This is a genomic window from Pseudoduganella guangdongensis (assembly GCF_009857475.1).
GTDB lineage: Bacteria > Pseudomonadota > Gammaproteobacteria > Burkholderiales > Burkholderiaceae_D > Rugamonas > Rugamonas guangdongensis.
Map to the genome: position 1 here is coordinate 158,039 of NZ_WWCJ01000008.1, position 25,459 is coordinate 183,497.

At 64.6% G+C, this 25,459-nt stretch carries 20 protein-coding genes; 6 read left to right on the forward strand and 14 right to left on the reverse strand.

Features of this window, described 5'->3' with window-relative positions:
• The first annotated feature begins 16 nt into the window (after window positions 1-16).
• Genes GTP41_RS13110 through GTP41_RS13120 form a run of 3 tightly spaced genes read left to right on the forward strand, consistent with a single transcriptional unit; the run spans window position 17 to window position 4,793 of the window.
• Window positions 17-1,624: an FAD-binding oxidoreductase gene (locus GTP41_RS13110; protein ID WP_161026023.1), complete on the forward strand. Its 1,608-nt coding sequence runs from the start codon at window positions 17-19 to the stop codon at window positions 1,622-1,624.
• Window positions 1,621-3,234: a glycerol-3-phosphate dehydrogenase/oxidase gene (locus GTP41_RS13115; RefSeq protein WP_161026024.1), complete on the forward strand. Its 1,614-nt coding sequence runs from the start codon at window positions 1,621-1,623 to the stop codon at window positions 3,232-3,234. Before GTP41_RS13110 ends, GTP41_RS13115 begins: the two co-directional genes overlap by 4 nt.
• Window positions 3,231-4,793, forward strand: coding sequence for an FGGY-family carbohydrate kinase (locus GTP41_RS13120; RefSeq protein ID WP_161026025.1), 1,563 nt, complete (start codon window positions 3,231-3,233; stop codon window positions 4,791-4,793). The genes GTP41_RS13115 and GTP41_RS13120 overlap by 4 nt, the downstream gene beginning before the upstream one ends.
• An 18-nt stretch (window positions 4,794-4,811) precedes the next feature.
• On the opposite strand, the gene GTP41_RS13125 is transcribed toward GTP41_RS13120, so the two are convergent.
• Window positions 4,812-6,173, reverse strand: coding sequence for a diguanylate cyclase domain-containing protein (locus tag GTP41_RS13125; protein WP_161026026.1), 1,362 nt, complete (start codon window positions 6,171-6,173; stop codon window positions 4,812-4,814).
• A gap of 269 nt (window positions 6,174-6,442) precedes the next feature.
• Here GTP41_RS13125 and GTP41_RS13130 point away from each other — a divergent pair, with 269 nt between their 5' ends.
• Together GTP41_RS13130 and GTP41_RS13135 are read left to right on the forward strand one after the other, a co-directional pair.
• A complete protein-coding gene (locus GTP41_RS13130) occupies window positions 6,443-7,246 on the forward strand; it encodes an SPFH domain-containing protein (protein WP_161026027.1) in 804 nt (267 codons plus the stop codon).
• A gap of 57 nt (window positions 7,247-7,303) precedes the next feature.
• Window positions 7,304-8,113, forward strand: a complete 810-nt coding sequence (locus GTP41_RS13135; RefSeq protein ID WP_161026028.1) for a substrate-binding periplasmic protein — start codon at window positions 7,304-7,306, stop codon at window positions 8,111-8,113.
• 18 nt (window positions 8,114-8,131) lie between these two features.
• Here the strand turns inward: GTP41_RS13135 and GTP41_RS13140 are convergent, their stop codons facing one another.
• The 6 genes from GTP41_RS13140 to GTP41_RS13165 form a co-directional block, all read right to left on the reverse strand.
• Window positions 8,132-8,593 carry a hypothetical protein gene (locus GTP41_RS13140; protein WP_161026029.1) on the reverse strand — a complete coding sequence of 154 codons (462 nt, stop codon included), beginning with the start codon at window positions 8,591-8,593 and terminating at the stop codon, window positions 8,132-8,134.
• Between the two features lie 2 nt (window positions 8,594-8,595).
• Window positions 8,596-9,888 (reverse strand): esterase/lipase family protein, encoded by a 1,293-nt coding sequence (locus GTP41_RS13145; protein WP_161026030.1) that lies wholly within the window; start codon window positions 9,886-9,888, stop codon window positions 8,596-8,598.
• A gap of 111 nt (window positions 9,889-9,999) precedes the next feature.
• Window positions 10,000-11,193, reverse strand: a complete 1,194-nt coding sequence (locus tag GTP41_RS13150; RefSeq protein WP_161026031.1) for an aminotransferase-like domain-containing protein — start codon at window positions 11,191-11,193, stop codon at window positions 10,000-10,002.
• A gap of 16 nt (window positions 11,194-11,209) precedes the next feature.
• Entirely contained in the window at window positions 11,210-11,671 is a 462-nt protein-coding gene (locus tag GTP41_RS13155; protein ID WP_161026032.1) for a RidA family protein, read from the reverse strand.
• A 67-nt stretch (window positions 11,672-11,738) separates the two neighbouring features.
• Window positions 11,739-12,596 carry a DMT family transporter gene (locus GTP41_RS13160; RefSeq protein ID WP_161026033.1) on the reverse strand — a complete coding sequence of 286 codons (858 nt, stop codon included), beginning with the start codon at window positions 12,594-12,596 and terminating at the stop codon, window positions 11,739-11,741.
• A gap of 164 nt (window positions 12,597-12,760) precedes the next feature.
• Window positions 12,761-13,738, reverse strand: coding sequence for a threonine dehydratase (locus GTP41_RS13165; RefSeq protein WP_161026034.1), 978 nt, complete (start codon window positions 13,736-13,738; stop codon window positions 12,761-12,763).
• Window positions 13,739-13,843: 105 nt separating this feature from the next.
• Here GTP41_RS13165 and GTP41_RS13170 point away from each other — a divergent pair, with 105 nt between their 5' ends.
• Window positions 13,844-15,265 carry an aminotransferase-like domain-containing protein gene (locus GTP41_RS13170; RefSeq protein ID WP_161026035.1) on the forward strand — a complete coding sequence of 474 codons (1,422 nt, stop codon included), beginning with the start codon at window positions 13,844-13,846 and terminating at the stop codon, window positions 15,263-15,265.
• Between the two features lie 7 nt (window positions 15,266-15,272).
• On the opposite strand, the gene GTP41_RS13175 is transcribed toward GTP41_RS13170, so the two are convergent.
• The 7 genes from GTP41_RS13175 to GTP41_RS13205 all read right to left on the reverse strand — a co-directional run bounded on the left by GTP41_RS13175 (window position 15,273) and on the right by GTP41_RS13205 (window position 25,459).
• Window positions 15,273-16,409, reverse strand: coding sequence for a PQQ-dependent sugar dehydrogenase (locus tag GTP41_RS13175; protein ID WP_161026036.1), 1,137 nt, complete (start codon window positions 16,407-16,409; stop codon window positions 15,273-15,275).
• A gap of 38 nt (window positions 16,410-16,447) precedes the next feature.
• Window positions 16,448-18,535, reverse strand: coding sequence for a hypothetical protein (locus GTP41_RS13180; RefSeq protein WP_161026037.1), 2,088 nt, complete (start codon window positions 18,533-18,535; stop codon window positions 16,448-16,450).
• 227 nt (window positions 18,536-18,762) lie between these two features.
• Window positions 18,763-20,766, reverse strand: coding sequence for a hypothetical protein (locus GTP41_RS13185; RefSeq protein WP_161026038.1), 2,004 nt, complete (start codon window positions 20,764-20,766; stop codon window positions 18,763-18,765).
• Window positions 20,767-20,823: 57 nt separating this feature from the next.
• Entirely contained in the window at window positions 20,824-22,125 is a 1,302-nt protein-coding gene (locus tag GTP41_RS13190; protein ID WP_161026039.1) for a LytR C-terminal domain-containing protein, read from the reverse strand.
• Between the two features lie 13 nt (window positions 22,126-22,138).
• Window positions 22,139-23,092 (reverse strand): type II secretion system F family protein, encoded by a 954-nt coding sequence (locus GTP41_RS13195; RefSeq protein ID WP_161026040.1) that lies wholly within the window; start codon window positions 23,090-23,092, stop codon window positions 22,139-22,141.
• A gap of 12 nt (window positions 23,093-23,104) precedes the next feature.
• Complete coding sequence (locus GTP41_RS13200) at window positions 23,105-24,082, reverse strand: type II secretion system F family protein (RefSeq protein WP_161026041.1); 978 nt, start codon at window positions 24,080-24,082, stop codon at window positions 23,105-23,107.
• Window positions 24,083-24,085: 3 nt separating this feature from the next.
• A complete protein-coding gene (locus GTP41_RS13205) occupies window positions 24,086-25,459 on the reverse strand; it encodes a TadA family conjugal transfer-associated ATPase (protein WP_161026042.1) in 1,374 nt (457 codons plus the stop codon).

Below are 25,459 nucleotides of genomic sequence, written 5' to 3' on the forward strand. Positions count from 1 at the left end.
TAACAAGGGATTGCACATGAAACGTTGGAATGGTTGGGGCGAGGAGACATTCGAATATCCGCTGCACGATGACGCGTTGGCCTTCCTGGCCAGCCGCATCGGCACCGGCCAGGCCGTGCAGGACGCCAGTTTCGAGGCCGCCTGCGCCTCGCTGGCCGCCTCGCGCCTGCCGGACCATCCGCTGGTCGATAAGGCCCCTGCCACACGCCTGCGCAACGCCCTCGGCCAAAGCCTGCCGGACTGGCTCAAGCTGCGCTATGGCCGCATCGGCAGGGCGCCGGACGGCGTGGCCTATCCGGAGAGCGCGGAGCAGGTGCGCGAGCTGATTTTCTTCGCCATGCAACACGGCGCGGCGCTGATCCCGCAGGGCGGCGGCACCAGCGTGGCCGGCCACCTGACCGCGCCCGACGGCGAGCGCCCGGTGCTGGCGGTGAATATGACGCGCATGGGGCGACTGCACCACCTGGACCGGCAAGCGCAGCTCGCCACCTTCGGCGCCGGCGTGCTGGGGCCGGACCTGGAGGCGCAACTGCGGGCCCACGGCTATATGCTGGGCCATTTCCCGCAGTCGTTCGAATACTCGACGTTGGGCGGCTGGGTGGTGACCCGTTCCTCCGGCCAGCAATCGCTGCGCTACGGCCGCATTGAGCAGATGTTCGCCGGCGGCGTGGTGGAAACGCCGCAGGGGCGGCTTGATATCCCGACGTTCCCGGCGTCCGCCGCCGGCACCGACCTGCGCGAAATCGTGCTCGGTTCCGAGGGCCGCATGGGTATTTTGACCGAGGCCACGGTGCGCGTCAGCGCGCTGCCGGAATACGAAGCCTTCCACGCCGTGTTCTTCCCGGACTGGGAGCGCGCGGAAGCGGCGGTGCGCACCCTGGCGCAAGCGCGCGGCGGCCTGTCGATGCTGCGCCTGTCGAATCCGTTGGAAACCGTGACTATGCTGGCGCTGGCCGGCCACAAGCGCCTGATCGGCCTGCTGGAAGGCTGGCTGCGCTTGCGCGGCTGCGGCGAGGGCAAATGCATGCTGATGATCGGCGTCAGCGGCACGCGCCGGCTGGCCCGCGTGGCGCTGGCGGCGGCCTTGGCCACCTGCGCCGCCCACCAGGGCGTGCATGTGGGGCGCCGCATGGGCGACAAGTGGAAGGAAGGGCGCTTCCGCAATGTCTACCTGCGCAACGCCGCGTGGCAGCAGGGCTATGTGATCGACACCGTGGAAACAGCGGTGGACTGGCCGCGCGTGAGCCTGATGATGGGCGCGGTGGAAGCTGCCGCCACCGGTGTCCTGGGCGGCATGGGCGAGAAAGTCCACACATACACCCACCTGTCGCACCTGTATGCGCAGGGCGCCAGCGTGTACACCACCTTTGTCTACCGCCTGGCGGGCGACTTCGAGACGGACATGGCGCGCTGGCGCGCGCTCAAGCACGCGGTCAGCATGGCGATTGTCGACAATGGCGGCACCATCAGCCACCAGCACGGCGTGGGCAGCGACCATGCGCCCTACCTGGCGGCGGAGAAGGGCCCGGCGGGCATTGCGGCCATGCAGGCGCTGTTCTCGCACTTCGACCCGCAGGGCATTATGAATCCGGGCAAGCTGCTGCCGGGCGGGCAGGGCGCATGAGCTGCGCCGCGCACTGGTCCCCGGGCGGGCGCGCCCAGTTGCCCGCCCTGCTGGCGCAGGAGTGGGATGTGCTGGTGGTGGGCGGCGGCATTACCGGCGCCGGCATCCTGCTGGAGGCGGCGCGGCGCGGCTTGCGCGCCTTGCTGCTGGAACAGCGCGACTTCGCCTGGGGCACGTCGAGCCGCTCGTCCAAGCTGGTGCACGGCGGCCTGCGCTACCTGAAGGAGGGGCAGTTTGCCCTGACGCGGGAATCGGTGCATGAACGCGATGCCCTGCTGCGCGATGCGCCGGGACTGGTGGAGCCGCAAAGCTTTGCCTTCGGCGACTACCTTGGCCGCAAGCCGGGGCGGCGCGCCTTCCTGCTTGGATTGGCGATCTATGACCGCATGGCGGGCCAGCGTGCGCGCCACTATTTCGGCGCGCAGGAGTTCCTGCAGATGGCGCCGCGCATCCGCACCGCGGGCCTGCAGGGCGGCATCTGCTATCAGGACGCCAAGACCGACGATGCGCGCCTGGTGCTGCGCGTGCTGCAGGAAGCCCAGTCGCTGGGCGCGGTGGCGTTGAACTACTGCGCCGTGCAGTCGCTGCTGCGCGCGGACGCCGCGGCCGCCGGCCGCGTGAATGGAGCGCAGGTGCGCTGCGCCGTGAGCGGTGCCACGCATGAAGTGCGCGCGCGCCTGGTGGTGAACGCCACCGGCGCCTGGGCCGACCGCCTGCACCAGCAGCCTGCCGCGCGCCTGCGGCCCCTGCGCGGCAGCCACCTGGTGCTGCCGGCGTGGCGCTTGCCGCTGGCGCAGGCGATCAGCCTGATGCATCCGCGCGACGGCCGGCCCGTGTTTGCCTTCCCTTGGGAGGGCGTGAGCATCGTCGGCACCACCGATGTCGACCACCGTGCCGACCTGCAGCAGGAAGCCGCCATCACGCAGGAAGAAACCGACTACCTGATGGAAGCCCTGCACGACCAGTTCCCCACGCTCGCGCTGGAGGAAAGCGACGTGCTGGCCACCTATGCCGGCGTGCGGCCCGTTATCGACACCGGCAAGGCCGATCCCTCGAAAGAAGCGCGCGACCACGTGCTGTGGCAGCAGCCAGGCCTGCTGACCGTCACCGGCGGCAAGCTCACCACCTTCCGCGCCATCGCGCTGGACGTGCTGCGCCACGCCGCCCCGCAGTTGCCCGGCTGGCAGGCCGACCTTGGCCCGCGCCCCATCTTCGCCCCAACGCCGGCCACGCGCGCGCAGGCAGGCCTGTTGCAAGACCTGCCGTCCGGCCAGGCGCAGCGCCTGCAAGGCCGCTACGGCGCCCTGTCCGCGCAACTGGCCGCCGCCGCGCAGGACGGCGAACTGGCCTTTATCCCCGGCACGCAAACCCTGTGGGCCCAACTGCGCTGGGCCGCGCGCCACGAATCGGTGCAACAGCTGGAAGACCTGATGCTGCGCCGCAGCCGCCTCGGCATCCAGCTGGCGCATGGCGGCGCCGCCGTGCTGCCGCGCATCCGCGCCATCTGCCAGCCGGAACTGGGTTGGGACGACCAGCGCTGGGCTGCCGAAGAAGCGGCATATCTGGCATTATGCCGAGCAAACTACAGCCTGCCGAAAGCACGCGCATGACCCAATACCTCCTCTCCATCGACAATGGCACGCAAAGCGTGCGCGCGCTGCTGTTCGACCTGCACGGCAACCTGGTGGCCAAGACCCAGGTCCATCTGCAGCCGGCCTATTATTCCGAGCAGCCCGGCTGGGCCGAACACAAGGCCGAGGGCTATTGGGACGCCGTCTGCGCCGCCTGCCAGCGCCTGTGGACCGTCACCGACATCCCGCGCAGCGCGGTGGCCGGCGTGGCCGTCACCACCCAGCGCGGCACCGTGGTCAGCGTCGACAGCGATGGCAAGCCGCTGCGCGCCGCCATCACCTGGCTCGACCAGCGCCGCACCGAGCAGGTGCCGCCGCTTGGCCCGCTGTGGAAGGCCGCCTTCAAACTGGCCGGCGTGGAGGGCACCATCGACTATTTCCGCCGCGAGGCGGAGGTGAACTGGATCAAAGCGCACCAGCCCTTCCTGTGGGAGCGCACGCACAAGTTCCTGCTGCTATCGGGTTACCTGAATTTCTGCCTGAGCGGACGCTATGCCGACTCCACCGGCTCCCAGGTGGCCTATATGCCGTTCGACTACAAGCGCCACGCCTGGGCCGGCGCGCGCGACTGGAAATGGCAGGCGCTGGCCGTGCGTCCCGACCAGTTGCCCGAGCTGGTGCAGCCGGGCGCCGTGATTGGCGCCATCAACGCCGCCGCCGCCCAGGCGACCGGGATTCCCGAAGGCGTGCCGCTGGTGGCCGCCGCCGCCGACAAGGCCTGCGAAGTGATCGGCGCCGGCGGGCTGGAGCCGCACATCGGCTGCCTGAGCTACGGCACCACCGCCACCATCAACACCACCACCACCAAGTACGTGGAAGTCACGCCCTTCATCCCGCCGTATCCGGCTGCGATTCCGGGCGCCTACAGCACCGAAGTGCAGATCTTCCGCGGCTACTGGATGGTCAACTGGTTCAAGGAGCAGTTCGGTCACCTGGAGCAATCGGCCGCCGTGGAGCAGGGCATGCCGCCGGAAGCGCTGTTCGACCGCCTGGTGAACGATGTGCCGCCCGGCTCGATGGGATTGATGCTGCAGCCATACTGGAGCCCCGGCATCAAGGTGCCGGGCCCGGAAGCGAAGGGCGCCATGATCGGCTTCGGCGACGTGCACACGCGCGCCCACATGTACCGCGCCATCCTGGAGGGCCTGGCCTATGCCTTGCGTGAAGGGCGTGAACGGATTGAAAAGCGCAGCGGCACGAAGATCACCGAGTTGCGCGTAGCCGGCGGCGGTTCGCAAAGCGACGCCGCGATGCAGCTGACAGCCGATATCTTCGGCCTGCCGGCAGCGCGCGCCCACGTGTATGAGACCAGCGGCCTGGGCGCCGCCATCGCCATCGCGGCCGGCCTCGGCCTGCACAAGGACTTCGCCAGCGCCATCAACGCCATGACGCGCCCCGGCCGCGTCTTCCAGCCAGACCCCGCGCACCGCAAGACCTACAACCAGCTCTACCACCGCGTCTACCTGAAAATGTATAAACGCCTGCAGCCGATGTACGCCGAGATCGCCGCCATTACCGGCTATCCAGACACCCTTTGAAAATTCGGGGTCCGATTGTCAGACCTGGCCCCGAATTGCCCGTGCTGCCTCGATGGCGGTGGTGGGAGGGCGGGTGGCGCGCACCTGGTTGCGGCCTTCCTCCTTGGCCACGTACATGGCGCGGTCGGCGGCGACGAACAGGGATTCGATATTGTCGCTCGGGGTCGGGCATAAGGTGGCGACGCCGATGCTGACGGTGATGTAGGGCGAGGTGGCGGAACGCGGGTGCGGGATGCGCAGCGATTCGACGTGGGTGCGGATCGACTCGGCCATCTGGAAGGCGGCGTCGGCGTCGGTCTCGGCGAACAGCAGCACGAACTCCTCGCCGCCGTAGCGCGCCGCCAGGTCGGTCACGCGCAGGGCGTGGCCGCCGATCGCTTGCGCCACCTGCTGCAGGCAAACGTCGCCCTGGGCGTGGCCCAGCGTGTCGTTGTACAGCTTGAAGTGGTCCACGTCCAGCACCACCAGCGACAGCGGGGCGCCGGTGCGCATGGCGCGCTGCCATTCCTTCTCCAGGAAGGAGTCGAAGTGGCGCCGGTTGGCGATCTTGGTCAGCGGATCGATCATGGCGGCGCGCTGCAGCGCGTCTTCCGACAGCTTGTGGTGGGTGATGTCGTGCAGCAGGCCGATGAACAGCGGCTGGCGCAGGAACATCGGCGTCAAGGTCAAGTCCATGCACACCGATTTGCCGGTGCGGTGGCGGATGATCACTTCGCGCGTGCCGTGGCTGTGCGCCGTTTCCGGGTTGGCCGCGTAGCGCGCGAAGTACTCCAGGTATTCGTCGGCCACCAGCGGGTTCAGCAGGTCGGAAATCGACTTGCCGGCCAGCTCGTGCGCCATGTAACCGAGGTGCTGGTCGCAGGCCGGGTTGGTGAACTGGATGCGGCCGTCGGCTTCGATGATCAGCAGGCCTTCGGCCATATTGTTGACGATGGTGCGCAGGCGCTCGGCCTGTTCCTGCTGCGTCTCGGTGGCGAAACGGATCTGCAATTGCGTGCGCACGCGGGCGCACACTTCGGCCATGCGCAGCGGCTTGCCGATGTAGTCGACCGCGCCCAGTTCGAAGCCGGTCACCACGTCTTCTTGCTCGTTGCGGGCGCTCATGAACAGCACCGGGATGTCTTCGGTGGCAGGGTGGGATTTGAGCTGGCGGCAGGTTTCAAAGCCGTCCATGCCGGGCATGATCACGTCCAGCAGAATCAGGTGCGGGTGCACGCGGCGTGCGATCTCCAGCGCGCGCTCGCCGGAGTTCGCGACGTAGGTCTGGTAGCCTTGCTCGACCATCAACTTGCGCAGGACAGAGAGGTTGTCCGGCGCATCATCAACAATCAAAATCACGGCGTCCCGCCGTGGGGAAAAGCTGGTACCGCCTTGATTCATACTGACTAGGGGTGAGTAGGATGTGCCAATGATGATACCGTGTTGCCAAGTGGAATTGTAGAAATTCAAGGTTGGTTTTGCTGAAAAAAGACGATGAGTTGATGATGGTTATCTAAAGTTTCCGGCAGACTAAGAGAAGTTGTGACATTTGGTGCATATCGGAACATATTTGTTGGTTTTTGATCAACGGTAATCCTGGCGTGTTTTATATGATTTTTTTGTGTTCGGAAAGCAATAGAATCGAGTTTCTTTCACTTCTCGAGTACATCATGAAAAAACAATCGCTCCTGCTGGTTCCCGTCCTGTTGTCGGCCTTCGCCCTGACCGGCTGCAAGGTGATCGACACTGGCGAAGTGGGGCTGCGCGTGAACTTCGACAAGACGGTCGAGGCGGAGGAGCGCGTGGCGGGCAGTTTCAACCAGGTGCTGGTCGGTTCCATCCTGACCTTCCCGATCAAGGATGTCAGCGTCGACGTGCGCGACCTGATGCCGCTGGCTGCCGACAACTCCACCATGAAGGATTTCGACCTGGCGGTGATCTACAACATCACGCCGTCGGCCGTGTCGGACCTGTACATCAATAAGAGCCGCGCTTTTCACAATCAGGATGCGAGCGGCGATATCTACCTGATGCACGCCTACATCTCGCAGACGGCGCGCAACGCGGTGTACAAGGTGGCGCGCAAGTACGAGGCGCTGAACATGAACGATAACCGCACCCAGATCGAGCAGGAGATCCAGGCCACCATGATCGCCACCCTGAACGATGAAAAGCTAAACGGTATTACCGTTTCGCAGGTGCGCGTGGGCAGCATGGTCCCGAGCGACGCGGTGAAGCAGAGCGCCGACAACCTGGTGCGCGCCAAGAACGAGGAGAAAACCAAGGAAGTGGAGGTGCAGATCGCGCGCAAGGAGGCGGAACGTATCGCCGCCCTGAACGCCAATGCCGGCGCCATCTCTTACATGCAGGCCCAGGCCCAGATGAAGATCGCGGAAGGCATCGCAGCCGGCAAGGTCCAGACTGTGGTGGTTCCGTATGACTTCAAGGGCATGGTCAACATCACCAGCAAGTAAAACAGCAAATAAGCATGTCATAATCAAGTCCAGCGATCGACACCTGCGGGAGGCGGCATGCTGGACTTGATGCGTGGCTTGCGCGCTGGCGCGGCTATGGCTTTGTTGGCGGCGGGCGTGTGCCTGCCGGCGCGGGCGGCGCCAGTCTGTCCCGAGCGGCCGATCGTGGTCGGCCTGTATGAATTCGGGCATTTCTTCACTGCCGGCGCGGGCCTGGACAAGGATCTGGCCGAGGAGTTGCGCCAGCGCAGCGGCTGCCAGTTCTCGCTTAAAGTCATGCAGCGGCGCGCCATCTGGCCGGCCTTGCAAAGCGGTGCCGTGGATATGACTTTCTCCGCCGCGCCAACACCGGAACGGCTGTTGTTCGCCTGGTCCGAACCTTACATCTGGCTGCGCAACCTGGTCATCCTGCGTAAGGAGGTGGCGCCGGGCGTGCGCTCCATGGCGGAGTTTATCGCCACGCCCGAACTGCGCCTGGGCTTCGGGCGCGGCTATGCGGCCGGACCGGTATTCGAGGAATTTGTCGGCCAATTGCGCAATATCGGGCGGGTGGAGGATGTGGACGACGGCGACCGCCTGTACGCTATGTTCAAGGCAGGGCGCTTCCAGGCCATGCTGGCGCCGAAGATGGTGTATAGCCGCTACCTGAAAGACGAAATCATGGCCGACGCAGTGCGCATCGAGGACTGGAGCGGCAACCGTTCGCGCGGACCGGCCAGCGTGATGCTGAGCAAAAAGCGCTTCAGCGCGGAGGAGGCGAAGCGCTGGAGCGAGTTGATGAAGGCGATCCGCGCCGACGGCACGCTGCAGCGCCTGATCGAGCGCTATGTCGATGCCGAGGAAGCGACCCGGATGCTGGGCCCCTGAACCTGGCGCGCGGCGCGGCTATTGGCGCAGCGCCGGTGCCGCGTAGCTGCGCCAGCGGGCCTGCTCTTCCGGCGTAAGGCGCGCGCTGCATGCCTCGCCGTTGCCGCAGCGCGCGCGCAAATCCAGCACTTGCCGGCCCCAGTGCTCTTCGGCGGATTCCATTGCAAGCAGCGCTTCCATTTGCGCCGCCGTCAGCCGGCTTGCGCGCAGTTGGTGGATTTCATTGGCGCCGGCGCCGCGCAGGCGAGCCGCCTGCACGGAGGTCTCCACCGCGTGCAGCACGGCTGCGGCGGCGGTGTGCGCCGGGTTGCCGCGCGGCGGCGCCGGCGTTGGGACATAGGGCGCGGCAGTTGCCGCCAATGGCGGGGCTGGCGCCGCGCTGGAGCGCGTATCGGCACGCGGCGCGGCGGGCGCCCCGGCCGAACCGTACATGGCGACCAGCAGCGCTGCCAGTGCCGCGTTTGCGAGCACGAGCCGCATGGTCAGAGTCCTGAGAGGATGCCGAGCAGTTTGTCGTAGATGGGGGAAACCATGGACGGCGGCGCGTCCCAGCCGATCACGTCGAAATGGTCATGCTGGTCGTAGTAGCCAAGATAGTTCCAGCTGCCTTTCTGCGCCGTGCCGTTGAACTGGCGCTGCGGCTGTCCGGCCGGGCCGCGCATGCTGTTGGTATTGACCACGCCATCGTTGGCGTACCAATCGGCAGCGCGATAAGAACCCATGCCGCGCTGCAGGACCGACGGCACTACCCACTCGCCCGCCGCATTCTTCAGGAAGAAGATCATATCGTTGCGGGGATACTGGTAGGCGCGGTCCTGGAAGGGCGCGATCACGCGGTCCGTATTATTGCAGCACCAGCTGCCTTGCTCGGTTGCGCGCGAGCCGATGGAGAAGTAGTAGACATTGGGCGACGTCTTCACCCATTCATTGAGCTGGGCCGCGCCATCCGGGCCCAGATCCCACTGCGCCGCGTCACGGTTGGCCAATTGCCAGAACGGCGCACCGCGCGTGCGCGCGACATAATCGCTGATCGACTCGAGCGGGCCCTGGGCCAGGCCGTACTGCTCCAGGCGGAACTTGTAGCCGGTGCCGCCGGAGCCGCCCAGTCCCGCCACCTGGACGAAAGCCCCCGCCAGCTCCGACACCTTCGGCACAAAATCCACCACCACATCGCGCAGTGTGGTGCCGTTGTGTGGCGAGGAGATCGTCGTCGCGCTCTTGACCCAGCCGGCCTTGTCGCCCGCGTACAGGGCGCCATCGCCTTCGCTGCCAGCACCGTTGGGCGGTCCGTTCTCCATCAACTGCAGCAGGGTGCGGATAGTCTGCCCGCCCTGGCTGTGCGACACGAAATGGACCGGATGCTGGGCGTCCCACTGCGGGTACAGGGCCAGCGGATAGTTGTTCGGATTATTGGCGGCATCGGCGGCCCAGCATTTGCCGGCCGGCTTCTGGATATGGCCCGCTGCCGCGTGTTCGGCCGCATGGCGCGCGCCGTAGTCGGCGCAGCCGCCCTTGATCTGGTAGTACAGCTCCACGGCCCGGTCCCAATTGGAGCTGACCGGCCCCACGGCAGCCGTGAACACCGGCCTGCCGCCGGCGCGCATATGCGCGGCGATATCGTTAAAGCCGCCCCAATACTTAAAGCCGGTGGAGGCAAACGTATCGGTGCCAAAACCAAGGAAGCCATGCACCAGCACAACGGGATCGTTGTTGGCGGCATGTACGGGGGAGGCGGCCAGCAAGGCGGCCAGGGCGACGGAGGTGAGCGTTTTCATAAACGCATTTCATCACGAGGAAGGCGCGCACGGAAGCATGGCGACCGTGCTTTTGGAGCCAATCGGATGCCGCAGCGAGCCAGCGCTGCGGCTATCCGGCTGGTTCAAATGTTACATGCGTGCTTTGATCAGCTTACCCAGCACTTCGATGCCGGCGCGGATGCGCTCTGGCGGCACGGTCACGAAGGACAGGCGCAGGGTGTTGGTGGCTGGCTCGTTGGCGTAGAACGGGGCGCCTGGCACGAAGGCGATCTTGTGCTTGATCGCTTCGTCCAGCAGTTCCATGGCGTTGATGTGCTTTGGCAGGTCAACCCAGATGAACATGCCGCCATCCGGCTTGGTCCAGGTGGCCTCTTTCGGGAAGTGCTCGTCCATCGCGGTCAGCATGGCCTGGCATTGGTCGCCGTACAGCTTGCGGATGGTCGGGATGTGCTGGTCGAGGAAGCCGTCTTTCACCACTTCGTGCACCACCATCTGGGTCAGCTGGGCGGTGTGCAGGTCGGCCGCCTGCTTGGCCAGCTCGAGGCGGCGCACCATCGGCAGCGGGGCAACCACATAGCCCAGGCGGATGCCAGGGGTCAGTACCTTGGAGAAGGAGCCCATGTAGATCACGCCTTCCGGATTCATGGCGATCATCTTCGGGCTTGGCTGGCCGGTGTAGGACAGCGAACCGTAAGGATCATCTTCGATCAGCGGCAGGTTCAGGCGGGCGCAGGTTTCCACCAGTTCCTGGCGGCGTGCCACGGACAGCGAGCGGCCGGTCGGATTCTGGAAGTTCGGCAGCGCGTAGAGCAGGCGCGCGCCTTCGGCGATGGCGTCCAGCGAGGACGGCACCAGGCCGTGTTCGTCGGTGGCGACGGAGTGGAATTCAGGGCGGTACACCGAGAACGCTTGCAGCGCGCCCAGGTAGGACGGGGTCTCGACCAGCACTTTGCTGCCTTCGTCGATCAGCACTTTGCCGATCAGGTCCAGCGCTTGCTGCGAGCCGGAGACCATCAGCACCTGCTCCGGCAGGATCTTGGCGCCGTTTTCGGACAGCGAGTCAGCGATCCACTGGCGCAGCGGCATGTAGCCGTCGGTCGGGCCGTATTGCAGGGCGACTTTGCCGTTGGTCGACAGCACCTTGTCGTAGGCGGCTTTCATGATCTCCACCGGGAAGGTGGCTGGCGATGGCAGGCCGCCGGCGAAGGAGGTGATCTCCGGCTGCTGGGTGACCTTCAGGATCTCGCGGATGAAGGAAGCCTGCATGCCCTTGGCACGCTCGGAGAAGTTCCACTGCAGTGGGTTGGGGGTCTCGATTTTCATAGTGATGTCTCAGTGTTTAAGCGATTTCGGCGATCATTTCAATTTCAACGCAGGCGCCCAGCGGGATTTGCGCCACGCCAAAGGCGGAGCGGGCGTGCTTGCCGGCGTCGCCGAACACTTCGCCCAGCAGCTCGGAGCAGCCGTTGGTGACCAGGTGCTGTTCGGTGTAATCAGGGGTGGAATTCACCAGGCTCATGACCTTGACGATGCGCTTGACGCGGGTGAGGTCGCCGCCGCAGGCTTCTTGCAGGGTGCCCAGCATGGCGATGGCGATGGCGCGCGCTGCCTGTTTGCCTTCTTCGGTCGAGATATTTTTACCCAGTTGGCCTACCCATGGGCTGCCATCGGCTTTCTTGGCGATGTGGCCGGAGAGGAAGACCTGGTTGCCGCTTTGTACGTGCATGACGTAGGCGGCGACCGGCGCGGCGGGCGCGGTCAGGGTGATATCGAGCGACTTCAGTTTTTCGTAGACAGACATGGGATTTCCAAGAAAATGGTTCTGTGAATTCAGTATTGTACTCTGCGCCTTGCCAAATTCGTCACGGTCAACGGCCCACTTTCATGCGTTTTCCTGCGCCGACAACGGCAATAACGGCAAAAGTGAACAGAATATGCTCAATATGCAAAGTTTCATTCAGGATCACGGCGGCGCCCAATAAGGTCATTCCGGGCTGCAGCAGCTGCACCTGGCCGACCCGCGCCACGCCGCCCACGGCCATGCCGCGGTACCAGAAAAAGAATCCGATGAACATGGAAAACGCGGAGACGTAGCCGAAGCCCAGCCAGCTGCTGGCGGGTGCGGCGGCAAGTTGTGCCCAGTCGCGCCAGAGCAGCCAGGCGGTCGCCGGCGCGGCCAGGGGCAGGGAGAGGACGAGGGCCCAGCCGATGACTTGTTCGCCGCCCATGGATTGCGACAGGCGGCCGCCTTCGGCGTAGCCCATGGCGGCCAGCAGCACGGCGGCGAAAACGGCCAGGTCGGCGCCGTGCAGGCCGCCGTCGCCCTGGCGCAGGGCGAAGCCGACCACCAGGCTGCTGCCCAGGGCGGCCATGGCCCAGAAGCCTTTGGAGGGGCGTTCGTGGCCGCGCAGGGCGGAGAAGAGGGCGGTGGCCAGGGGCAGCACGCCGACCAGCACCGCGCCGTGCGAGGCGGGCACGGTGCGCATGGCGATGGAGGTGAGCAGAGGGAAGCCGATCACGCAGCCGATGCTGACCGCCAGCAGCGTTGGCAACTGGGCGCGGGTGGGCAGGGGCGCGCGCTTCCAGGCCAGCCAGCACAAGGCGAGCAGGGCGGCGGCACAGGCGCGGCCCATGGCGACGAACAGGGGATCGATGCCCGCCACGGCGAGGCGGGTGAAGGGCAGGGTGAGGCTGAAGATGGCGACGCCGACGAAACCTAGCAGCATGCCGTGCGATTCGTTTTGGGCTAAACCCGGTAAGGCAGGGTCAGACCCAAGGGTCTGACCCTGGTCAGCGGCCGCCGCATGCCGGGGTCCGACCCTTGGGTCGTACCCCGATTTGCCGGGTTTGACATCATTCACCCAGCCATCTCCATCATGCGAATAGGGCGTCATGGCAGCACCTCCGACAGAACCCGCATAATCTTCTCCGCATCCACATTCGCACCAGTCAGCGGCAAGCCTACCTTGCACCCCGCCACGCGCGGATCATGCTTCATGCGCGTGGCCGCCGCCAATGCCGCCGCCCCCGCGCCTTCCGCCAGGTTGTGCGTCGCCCGGTAATAAAGCCGAATCGCCCGCGCCACCTCCTCATCACTGACCGCCACCACATCATCCGCATAGCGCCGCACCACTTCCAGCGACCCCGCGTCCGGCGTGCGGCAAGCCATACCATCGGCCAGGTCGGTGGTCGCCGGCGCCTCCTGCAGCTCCCCGCTGCGGAACGAATCCATATAAGCAGTCGCATGCGACGACACCACGCCGATCACGCGGGTACGCAAGCCCAGCGCCTCGCGCGCCGCCACCGCCGCGCAAAAGCCAGAACCCTGGCCGATCGGCACGAACACCGTGTCCAGCTCCGGCTGCGCATGGAACAGCTCCATCCAATAGCTCGCCACGCCCGCCACCAGGTCCGGATGGCAGGACGGCACCATATGCAGCCCCTGCTTGCGCGCCAGCGACAGTGCGTATTCGCGGCTGGCCTGGAAGTCGTCGCCGTACTCGAGCAGTTGCGCGCCCAGGCTGCGCATGGCGGCGTTCTTCTCGGCGCTGTTCCCATGCGGGACCACGATGGTCGCCCGCACGCCATGGCGGCGCGCGGCAAAGGCCAGCGACTGGCCATGGTTGCCGCGCGTGGCGGAGATGATGCCGCTCACGCCCGGCTCGCGCCGCGCCAGCCCGTCCAGGTACACCAGCCCACCGCGCACCTTGAAGGCGCCGGTCGCCGTATGGTTCTCGTGCTTGACCCACGCTTCCGTTCCCAGCGCCTCGTTCAGCAGCGGCCAGGAAAACTGCGGGGTGGCAGGCATGGCGCCGTACACGATGGCGGCAGCGGCGTCGAGGTCGGAGCGGGATGGCAGCAGGGTCATAACGGTCTCACTGGTAATTGGTGGGGGATGGGTGTATCGTAGAATAATTAACCAGTACAGTACCAATACACTTGCAAGGATAATTTCACGCACTGTGATGGTGATATGACCAATACAATCCTCCTGTCCCGCGAAGGCGGGGAGTCGCTCAGCGACCAGATCGTGCGCAGCGTCGCCGCCCGTATCGATGACCGTGTGCTGCGCGCCGGCACGCGCATGCCGTCCATCCGCCAGTTCGCCAGCAGCCATAGCGTGTCGCCCTTCACCGTGGTCGGCGCCTACGACAAACTGGTGGCGCGCGGCTATCTTGAGTCGCGGCGCGGGGCCGGCTTCTTCATCCGCGACCGCGCGCCGCTGCAGGCGCCGCAGCCGGTGGCGGCCCTGGCGCCGCCCGATAACACCCACTCGCTGGACGTCGTGTGGCTGGTGCGGAATATGTTCCGCGCGGCGCCGCACCAGTACATGCCCGGTACAGGCGTGCTGCCGGCGGACTGGCTGGATGGCGTGGCAATCGGCAACGCCTTGCGTGCGATCAGCCGCCAGCACAGCAGCATCCTGCTGAATTACGGCGTACCGCAGGGTTACCTGCCGCTGCGCCAGCACCTGCAGCATAAGCTGGCCGAACTGGAAATCGGCGCCACGCCGGAGCAGATCGTCACCACCGCCGGCGTAACGCAGGCGCTGGACATGGTGGCGCGCGAGTTCACCCGCCCCGGCGATACGGTGTTTGTGGACGATCCGGCCTGGTTCCTCATGTTCGGCTCCTTCGCCGCGCTGGGCGCGCGGGTGATCGGCATCCCGCGTCTGGCCGACGGGCCGGATATCGCGCAGTTGGCCGAGCTGGCGGCGATCCACAAGCCCAAGCTGTACGTGATCAACTCGGTGCTGCACAACCCCAGTTCGACTTCGCTATCGGCCGCCAAGGCGTTCCAGATCCTGCGCATCGCGGAGGAACACGACATCACCATTGTGGAGGACGATATCTACTGCGACCTGCACCCCGGCAGTAGCGTGCAGCCGGCCACGCGCATGGCGGCGCTGGACCAGCTGAAACGGGTGATCTACCTGGGAGGTTTTTCCAAGACCATGGCCGCCAACCTGCGCGTCGGCTTTATCGCCACCTCGGAGGAAATGGCGCTCCGCCTGGCCGACCGCAAAATGCTGCAGACGCTGACCACCAGCGATATCGGCGAGCGTGTCGTGCACAAGGTGCTGTCGGAAGGCAGCTACCGCAAGCACACCGAGCGCATGCGCGCACGGCTCGATAGCCTGCGTTCACGCACCGTGCGGCAGCTGGAAAAAACCGGCATGCGCATCGCCAGCGCGCCGCCAGCGGGCATGTTCGTGTGGGTGGATGCGGGGCGCGATACCAATGTGCTGACCGAGAAGGCCATGGCGCAAGGCTTGCTGCTGGCGCCGGGCAGCCTGTTCTCGCCCAGCCAGCTGCCTTCCAGCTACATGCGATTAAATATCGCCGCGCTGCAGGCGCCGGAGATTTGGCGCTTCCTGCAGCGTGAACTGGGGTAGGAACTGCCTAGCGCTTAGGTGTGAGCATGAGCAGCCGACCGCCGGGACCGTCTTCCAGTACCCATAGCGCCCCATCCGGCCCGGTGCGCACGGCGCGGATTCGTTCGCCCATGTCCCAGTGGTCCTCCTTGGTCGCATTCTCGCCGTTGAGGGCGATGCGGTCCAGCGACTTGCCCGATAGACCCGTGATGAAGAGGGAGTTCTTCCACTTCGGGAACCGATCGGCATCGTAGTAGGCGAGGCCGCCAGGCGAAATGGCCGGAGTCCAAAACACTTTCGGGGCCTCGAAACCGTCGCCTGGCGCATGGTCGGGAATGTCCCGGCCGTCATAGTGGCTGCCATTCGACGCCTTCGGCCAGCCATAGTTAAGGCCTGGCTTGATCAGGTTGATCTCGTCGCCATGGCGCGGCCCCATCTCCATTTCCCACAAACGCCCTTGCTTGTCGAACGCGATGCCCAACAGGTTGCGGTGGCCATACGACCAGACCGCTGCATGGAAGCCCTTGGCCGCCAGCGGATTGCCGTCGGCCGGCGTGCCGTCGAGGTTTAGGCGCAGCACTTTGCCGAGTGTCGACTTGGGATCCTGCGCCGGATCGAGAAGCTGGCGGTCGCCACTTGTGAAGAAGAGATACTTTCCATCCGGCGAGAAGGCGATGCGGCCCGAATAGTGTCCGGCCGTCGGTGCGTCCTGGCCACGGAAAATCGTCTTCGTCTCCTTGAGCGAGCCGCTTGCCTGATCCAGTATCGCGGTGGCGAGTACGACCCGGCTGCTGGCACCGGAACCGGCCTCGGAGTAGCTGAAGTAAATCAGCTTGCTGGCCGCGAAATTGGGAGCTGAGACGATGTCCATCAGCGCGCCCTGGCCCTTGCTGCTCACGGCAGGTGTGCCGGACACTGTGCGCTTGGTACCGGTTGCGGGATCGAACAGAATCAACGCCCCTTCTTTTTCGGTAACCAGCAGGTGGCCGTTGGGCAGGAATGCCATGGCCCAAGGACTCTTGAATGTGCTGAGCGGTTTAACCTCAAAAGGCAGGTTACCAATCGCGGATGCATTGGCCGGCGTGTTCGCCGCCGCCGGATCAGCGGCGAAGGCGAGGAGGGTAAGCGAGATAGTGGTGTTAAGGCCGAGCATGCTCAAGTTCATCTTTTTTAGATCTCCATTCGCGGTTTGATGCCAGGTTGTCAGGGCATGGCGACTTCCGTGCTGCTGTCGAGTATTGTGCCATCGCCGTAGTTCTCAATCACCGGATCCAGGTTTTCGGGCGCATGCAGGATTGCTGGGCCCCTTGAGCAGGCTTGCCGCATCAGGTACTCAGTCAGGCCCTCTGCCTGAATTTCGGGAGGAATCACAGCATGCATCTCCCTCAGCAATTCAACAGCCGCTGCCACGATCCATTCTACCGTCCGAAATTTTGGGCTGACGATCTGGATATTCTGCGAGTCGGTCTGGTCGAAGAAACCGTGTTGCAATTTGTGTCGAACATAGGAAAGCGCAGTAATTCCACCTATGATGCGTCTCTCCAAATATGCCTGGCTTTCGCAGGCATCGTAGCGAACCACATTGTCTGGAAACTCGTATCCCTCAGCTTCCAAGAGCGTCTCGGCGATGATGCCTGGCAGTAGCGGTCGCCCATCTTCGTGGCCGACTTCGAACAGGAGGATCTTCTTGAGTTTCTTGATTTCCTTCTTCAGCTCCGTATCGGATTTTTGAACTGCGATCGTCGCCAGATAGTCGCGAATGAAACTACAGGACGCCTCCATGAGTTTGTCCCTGTTCATGTCCGGATGTGATTGCAAGAATCTGTCATCCATATCGAGCATCTTCCATGCATGGTTCAGGTCATGGATGAGAAACTCAAGCGGCGATTGCCAGAACTCATCCACGTACACGGGTTCGGTCGACACTCCCACGAAATAGATGGCGGTGCCCCTGACCTTCATGAGGTCCGTCGCAGAAATGTTATCGAATGTCGGAATGATGATGGCTTCCGGGATTCGGCTCATCAGGCTTTCGTAGCGGTACCAGTAATTCTTCTGAAAGTGGGTGCTCAAGTTCTTTTTGGCACGCCATACCACGTCGAAGAAGCCGACAGCTTCGAACAGTATGCGCAATGTTGGTGCGTACGGACACATCGGTCCATTCTCGATCGTGACATGATGAAGCTTGTGAAGCACTTGGTCTCGCATGATTCCCAGTGCCGCATTGTTGCGGCAACTTTCTTCGACCATTGGCGAATTCAACTGGCTGCGGACATACTCGATGACCGGCAATAACTCTATGATCGGTGTGTCCGGCTTGTCATTATTCTGGCTAAAGCGCGCCCTGATATCGCGATACACGTCCAACGGACTCGCTACCGTTTTACGAATCCATTCGTGATGAGAAACGCCTTCGGTCTTCGTGAAGTTCTTTGCGAGGAGCGCGGCAACAATCTGCTTGTGATGTCTGAAAGCGAATATGCCGGTTCTCGTGTCGGGCGTGGTAACCAGGCTCTCTGCGACCCATCGGCCCTGGACCCCGTCCGTATCCGATATCTCGACGAGGAAGCCTATGGTATCGACGATGTGGCGCGGGTCCGACGGGGCGGTAATGTGTCTGAGGTGATCGCGGAACCCGTGCGATATGGTCCTGTCCATGTAGACTCGGGCTTCCTTGCCTGCCTCGGTCGCGGAAAAATAGTATTTCCGTCCGTTCCGTTCCGAGATTCCATACTGGATGGCTGCAGCGCGCAGCACCTTGGATGCGGTAATCCGTAGCGCAGCTAAAATGTCGCCTGGAATTCCGACATCGTTCAGCTCGTCCTCTTCCTGGAGCAAACCGCCTGGCAGTGCTATACCTGCGGGGAAAAAGGCCCGGTCCAGGACTAGAAATTCCTTCCCGCTCGGGCTTTCGCGCATCACCAGTACGTCGACGGTCCTGCGAACAAGGGTGCCTTGTTCAATTCGGTCCTTCGCTCGCATCTTGAGTTCTTGATCGGATAGCAGTGCAGCGATCACCTCCGATCGCGGGTCAATGTTCAAATAACTCGCAATGTAATTTTCGATGCCATTCTTGCGAATCGGGTCACGCAAGCGATGGAACCAGTAGAGCATATAGATCAGCGACTCGGCATAAAGGGTCGCCGGAAAACTATTAGTATCGAGATTCACCTGATACCGGCCGAGTATGTCGAGGACGATTTCAGTCGAGATGTCGTGCGACGGAGCGGCTCCTGAAGCTGTTCCCGTATCCTGCGATCCGAGTCGCGGCGCGTGCTCGTCCAATTTCATTCCATCTTCCTCAATGTATTCGTCGTATCAAAATTCCGCCGTCAAGCCAGACGCTGACGTCGAGGGCCTGCACAAACGCTTGGTGCCGTTGCAAACTTTACCACAAGGCAACAATTGTAAGGGGCTGCAGGGGCGGGGCCGGGGCGTACTTCAACGTTGAGCAAGCATGGCGCCGAGCTGCAGGCGCCGGAGATCCGGTGCCACCTGCAGCTCGGGCTGGGGAGGGATTAGTTAATCTGCTTCTTGGCGATGGTTTCCTCGCCAAGCGGGGAAGTGACCTTGACGATGAATTGCCCGGTTCCCGCCGGGGTTGGGCAGGCGATGGTGGCGGTGTAGGTTTTCAGGTTCACCGCTTCGCCGACTCCCAGCACGACGTTGGGTACTTTGGTGGACGCCGGTATGACGGTCGTCGACACGGTGCCGAACAAGGTGCTGAAGGAAATCACGGTATTGAACGGCATCCAGTTGCCGTTCAAGTCGGCCACGGTAACCTGCACATCCGTCGTGCCGCCGTTGGAGCAGGTAATCGCGCCCGAACCGAACGTGATATTGGCTTTGCTGGTGGAGAACTGGGCGACGAACTGCTTGGAAATGTACTGCACCTGTGCGCTCTTCACCTGTGGCACGCGCAGCACGCCGTTGTAGACGCCGTCACCGCTGGCGCTGCAAGTGGAGTTGGGCAGGCTGGAGATGCACGGCTCGCCGGGCGACCAGCTGCCGTCTTCATTGTCATCGCGGAAGGCGTCTGGGCGCAGGTCGGTGAAGGGTTCGCCGGCATCGTAGACGTTGTTGCCGTTCGAGTCTGTGAACGATTCTTCACCGGTCATGTAGGCCAGCACGGTCAATTGGCCGTTCGCTGGACGTGGATTGGCGGCGAACAGGCTGACCTGGCATCGTCCTTTCACGGTTTTGCAGGAGTCTTCGATCACGCCGCCCTCGGTGCTGAAGTTGACCACGGTGCCGTCCGGTACCAGGTTGCTGAAATGGTCGCCGGCCAGCACTTCAATCATGCCGCATTCCTGGTTGTAGTCCCAGCCTTCGCAGTTGCCGATAGTGATGCCCATCGTGAGGTGGGCGATGTCGGGCACGCCGCTGGAGACGACCAGGTGGCTCGAAACGGTGGTCAGGACTGGCGAAGAACCGTCGACCGTTGCAGTGACCCGGATCGAGGTCGGGATGGTCCCGCCGGCGACCGAGGTGGTGACCGTGCCGTCGGCGCCCGTGGTGGCGGAGACTGGGTTGAGCGCCAGCCCGCCGGTGGCGGTGGTGGTGCCGGTATCAGCAAACTGGAACGTTACCAGTTTGCCGGCGACTGGGCTGCCGTTCTTGTCGAACACCTGGTAGGTCAGGGTGGCATGTTCCGGCCGCCCCAGTCCGCCGGTTCCCTTCAGGGCGATATTGGTGGTGTCGACGCTGAGGAATTTGATCGAACCGGCAATCGCTGGCAGCACGTTGATGGTGCCGGATTTGGTCAGCGTGGCATTGGGCACCACGACGGTGGCCGTCAGGGTGTCGGTGGTGCCGCAGCCTTTGTCGGTGTAGCTCGCAATGGCTGTGCCGTTCTGCGTGACGACGGGGGTGCCAAGGGTGGCTTTACCTGTCGCTACGCAGGCGGAGGTGAATGCCACGGATACTGGCTGGGTGTAGTTGGCAGTGCCACTTTTGACCGAGATCGTCACGCTGGCATTGCCGCCGGCGGAGAGGGTGCTCGGCGTAATCACCATGTCGCTCAGGGTCAGGGCCGGGAAGCTGACGGTGTAAGTCTTGGTGGCCTTGAGGGCGGCGCCGGCGACCGTTGCCGTGGCCGTCAGCGTGAAGGCGCCTGCCTGGGTGCCCGGCGCGAGCTTGATGCTCGCATTCCCGCTGGCGTCGGTCAGGGCGGTGCCGCTGGAGGGCGAAAGGACTGCGGTGTTGTCGGTGGTGGTGAAAGAGACCACGGCATCCGCCACGACGACGGAGCGGGCGTCCTTCAGCACGACCTTCACGATGCCGGGCGAGTCGGGCATCAGGTTGAGCAGCGGTGCGCCAGCGCTGTCGACCAGGGCGAGGGTGATGGTGCCATTGGTGGATGTGCCGGTTCCCGGGTTGGTGCTGGTGCCGCAGCCGGGCAGGATGCTCGGGCGCGACGGGTCGACGTTGACGCAGCCGTCATTCACGCTGCCGCCGCCGCCGCAGGCTGCCAATAAGCCAGCCAGCAGGCAGGCCACCAGGAAGTTCACTAAGCTGTTCAACCTCAATTGCGTCAACATGGGCGACCTCTTATAGAAATTGAATCGGGTATCGCGGTTTCAGTTGCCGTCGTCGTCGTGCATGGCGACCAGCGACAGGCCGGCGGCTTCGGTGGCGGCGGCCAGGCTTTGGCTGGCGTCCTTACCCAGCACCAGGCGCACGTCGGCGGCGCTGAGCTGCTTGCTGGTGAGCTGGGCTTTGCCTTGCAGCGCCTTTTGCAGGCTGGCGGCCTGTTTTTCGAAACCCGGGCTGTATTGGATGGTGGTCGATACCTGCTTATAGGGTTTGTCGTTGCTCAGGCGGTCGACCGGGATGCCCATGGCACCCAGGAGGTGGCGGAAGCGGCGCGCCATGCCGGTGACGCCGTTGCCGTTGGCGACTTCCAGGCGGGCCATGCGCAGCTTGGCTTCCTGCGGCACGGCTTGTGCGGCGGGCTTGGGGGCGGCAACGATGCGGGCGGGGGCTGCGGGTGCGGGCGCCGCTTCGCTGGCGACGCGGGTCTTCAGTTCGTAGACGTTGCTGGCGACTTTGACCAGCTCCATGTGGCTGCCAATCTCGCGGGCGGAGTTGGGCAGGATCGTCAGGGCGGCGGCCGTGGTCCGCGCATCCGCCGCCGGCGCAGCCGTGGCCATGGCTGGCGCGACGGCGGCCGGGGCGGCGGTTTGCGCGGCCGGGGCAGGGGCGGCAGCTGGCGCTGTCGCCGTTGTGTTGGCGGATGCCGGTGGCGGCAGGAGGATCGGCGCGCGCGCTGCGGCGCTGCCTGGCGCGGCTGCGGCAACCGCGGCGGCTATGGCCGGCGTGGGCGGGGCCAGCACGCTGGGGGCGCTGGCGCCAGGCGCTGCGGCGGCGATTTGCGGTTCATCGGCGGCGGGCAGGGGGTTGCCGCGCTGGGAGGCTTCGGCCAGTTGCAGGTTCTGGAAGGCTTTCGGGCCGGCGCCCAGCGCCATGGCGCGGCGCAGGGTTTGCGCTGCGCCGGCGTGGTCGCCCATCAGGTGCTGCACGTAGCCAAGGTTGGTATGGGGCTGGGCTTCCGCGGGATAGTCGTTGACCAGCGCCACCAGCGCGCGCCGGGCCGATTCCAGGTTGCCTTGCTGCGCTTCGATCACCGCTACCGCATTGCGTGCTTCGAGCTGGCGCGCGTCCAGTGCCAGTGATTGGGCGTAGGCGCCGAGCGCCAGTGCCAGTTGCCCGCGCTCGTGATGGAAGCGCGCCAGGCGGTTCCAGCTGGCGGCCTGGTTGCCGGGCAGGTCGCCGCGCACCACCGATGACACGGCCAGCGGCCGCTGCGCGTTGGGCGCATGGCATCCTTGCAGCAGGCCGCAGCCGATTAGGGCCAGGGCGATTGGCTTGAGCTTGATCATGGCGAATCCTTTCTTAGCCGTTGCCGGCCATGGTTGGCAGCAGCACGCGATAGATGGAAATGAAAGCGGGCCCCATCAGCACCACCAGCAGCGATGGGAAGATGAAGAAGATCAAAGGGAATAGCAGTTTCAGCGAAATCTTGGCGGCGGCTTCCTCGGCGCGCTGGCGGCGGCGCGTGCGCAGTTGGTCGGACTGCACGCGCAGCGAGTCGGCGATGCTGGTGCCGAAGCGCTCGGCCTGGATCAGCATGGCCACCAGCGCGTCCACATCCTCCACCCCGGTGCGCAGCGCCAGGTTGCGCAAGGCGCGCTCCTTGGCCAGGCCGGCGCGCAGTTCCAACGTCACCAGGTTCAGTTCATCGGCCAGAATCGGGCTCTTGATGCCGATTTCGTCGGCCACGCGCAGCAGGGCCGCGTCCATGGCCAGGCCGGCTTCCACGCATACCGTCATCAAGTCCAACGCATCCGGGAAGGATTCGAAGATCTCCAGCTGGCGGCGGTTGATGGCCCAGCGCAGCAAGTAGTTGGGCAGGTAGTAGCCGGCGCCTGCCGCCAGCAGCAGGTAGAACATCAGGTTGTTGCCGCTCTGGCGCGAGTTCATCAGCACCAGCACGGCGTACAGCGAGAGCGGCAGCACGATGGCCAGCGTGGTCTTGGCGGCGAAGTACAGTACGCCCATCGAGGAGTGGCGCAAGCCGGCATTCATGAAGCGCGTGCGCAGCGCGGATTTTTCCCATTCTTCGTTTTCGGCACCCGACAGCTTGGCGATGGGCGCCAGCCAGGCGGCCAGGCGCGCCAGCAGGTTGGGGCTGATGCGTTCGCGGCGGCGCCCGGCGGCGGGCCGCTCGGTCACCTGTTGCAGGCGGCCCTGCACCGGGTCGGCGGTGAAGCGCGCCATCACCAGGTAGGCGGAGCCGAACACCAGCACGAAGACCAGGGCCAGGAAGGCCATTTGGATGAGGGTCATGACGCTCTCCGGTTACACGCGAATGCGGATGATCTTGCGCATGGCGAACACGCCCAGGATCATCATGACGATGGCGGTGCCCACCATCTTGCGGCCGGCGGGGTCGGTGTACAGCACCGACAGGAAGCCGGGGTTGGTGACCTGGATCATGAAGCCGGCGGCGAAGGGCAGCAGGCCCAGGACCCAGGCCGACATCTTGCCTTCGGCCGACAGTACCCGGATCTGGCCCAGTAGCTTGATGCGCTCGCGCACGATGCGGCTGATGTTGTCGAGCAGCTCGGCCAGGTTGCCGCCCGTCTCGCGCTGGATCAGCACCGCAATCACGAAGTAGCGCAAGTCGGTGCTGGGCACGCGGGTGGCCATGTTCATCAGCGCGTCATGCATCGAGATGCCGAAGTTCACCTCGTCGAAGGTGGCGCGGAATTCGGCGGCGATCGGGTCGTTCATTTCGTCGCCCACCATTTTCATCGCGGTGGGGAAGGCGTGGCCGGCGCGCAGGGCGCGGCCGATCAGGTCCAGCGCGTCCGGCAGCTGATGGTCGACTTTCTGCAGGCGCTTGTTCTTGGCGTTCATCACCCACAGCAGCGGGAAGCTGATGGAAAAGGCCATCAGTCCCAGCACGGCGAACACCGGCAGGCGCAGGTACAGCGCCAGGCCGCCCACCAACACCGGGCAGATCATGGACAGCACGATCAGGTCGGACACGGTCCACGTCACGCCGGACTGCTCCAGCAGCCGGTCGATCTGGCTGACGCGCGGCATTTGCAGCAGCAGGCGCTGGAAGGCCGGCGATTCGCTCAGCAGGCGCTTCTTGATCATCGACTGGCTTTCGCCGCTGACATGGCCGCCGGCCGACATCATGCGCAGGCGGCGCGCGATGCGCTCGGCTTCCGGGCCCTTGGCCGAATTCCAGGTCAGGTACATGCCCTCGATCAGCAGCACCACGGCCACGAACACCAGGATGCCGGTCGCGTAGTAGAGGTAGTCCATGGCTTACATCCTCTTTTGCACGGTTGGGTCGAAGATGTCGTCGGCCATGGTGACGCCGAAAGTGCGCAGGCGTTCGCCGAAGCGCGGCCGCACGCCGGTGGCGCTGAAGTAGCCCTGCACCGAACCGTCGGTGCCGACGCTGGTCTGCTTGAAGCAGAAGATCTCCTGCATGGTGATCATCTCGCCTTCCATGCCGGTGATTTCCTGGATCGACATCAGCTTGCGCTTGCCGTCGGTCAGGCGCGCCACCTGCACCACCACGCCGATGGCGGAGGCAATCTGCTGGCGCATGGCTTTCACCGGCAGGCCGGCGGCGCCCATGCTGATCATGTTCTCCAGGCGGGTCAGGGCGTCGCGCGGGGTGTTGGCGTGGATGGTGGCCATCGAGCCTTCGTGGCCGGTGTTCATGGCCTGCAGCATGTCGAGCGCCTCGGCGCCGCGCACCTCGCCCAGGATGATGCGGTCGGGGCGCATGCGCAGGGCATTGCGCACCAGGGCGCGCTGCGTGACCTCGCCCTTGCCTTCGATGTTCGGCGGCCGGGTTTCCAGGCGCACGATATGCGGCTGCTGCAGCTGCAGTTCGGCCGCGTCCTCGATGGTGACGATGCGCTCGCTGTGGCTGATATAGCCGGAAATGGCGTTCAGCATGGTGGTCTTGCCGGAGCCGGTGCCGCCCGAGATCAGGATATTGACCTTGCTCTTGCCCAGCGCCTGCAAGATGGTGGCCATGGCCTCGGTCATCGAATTGAAGCTGATCAGCTCCGTCAGGCCCAGCGGATCGGCCGAGAAGCGGCGGATCGAGAGCACCGGGCCGTCAATCGCCAGCGGCGGGATGATGGCGTTGACACGCGAGCCGTCCGGCAGGCGGGCGTCGACCATCGGGCTCGACTCGTCGATGCGGCGGCCCACGCGCGACACGATCTTGTCGATGATCTTCATCAGGTGGGCGTCGTCGTTGAAGGTGACGGCGGTCAGCTCCAGGCAGCCCTTGCGCTCCACATACACCTGGCGCGCGCCGTTGACCAGGATGTCCGACACATTGGGGTCGGCCAGCAATGGTTCCAGCGGCCCGAAGCCCAGCACCTCGTATTGGATATCGCGCGTCAGCGTGCGCCGCTCGCTGTCGTTGATCACCACCATATTCTCTTCCAGCAGGCGCTCGACCAGGATCTTCAGCTCATCGCGGATCTGGTCCTGGGTCAGGCGCTGCATGCTCTCCAGGTCGACCCGGTCGAGCAGGGTCTGGTGGATGCGGTGCTTGAGCTGCTGGTAGGCGCGGTTGTCGATCGCCTCGGTGTTGCGCAGGCTGGCGACGTTGCCGTTGATGGGCGGCGTGGCGCCAAGGCGGTTGCGGAGGGTGTGGGCTGGGATCTGCAT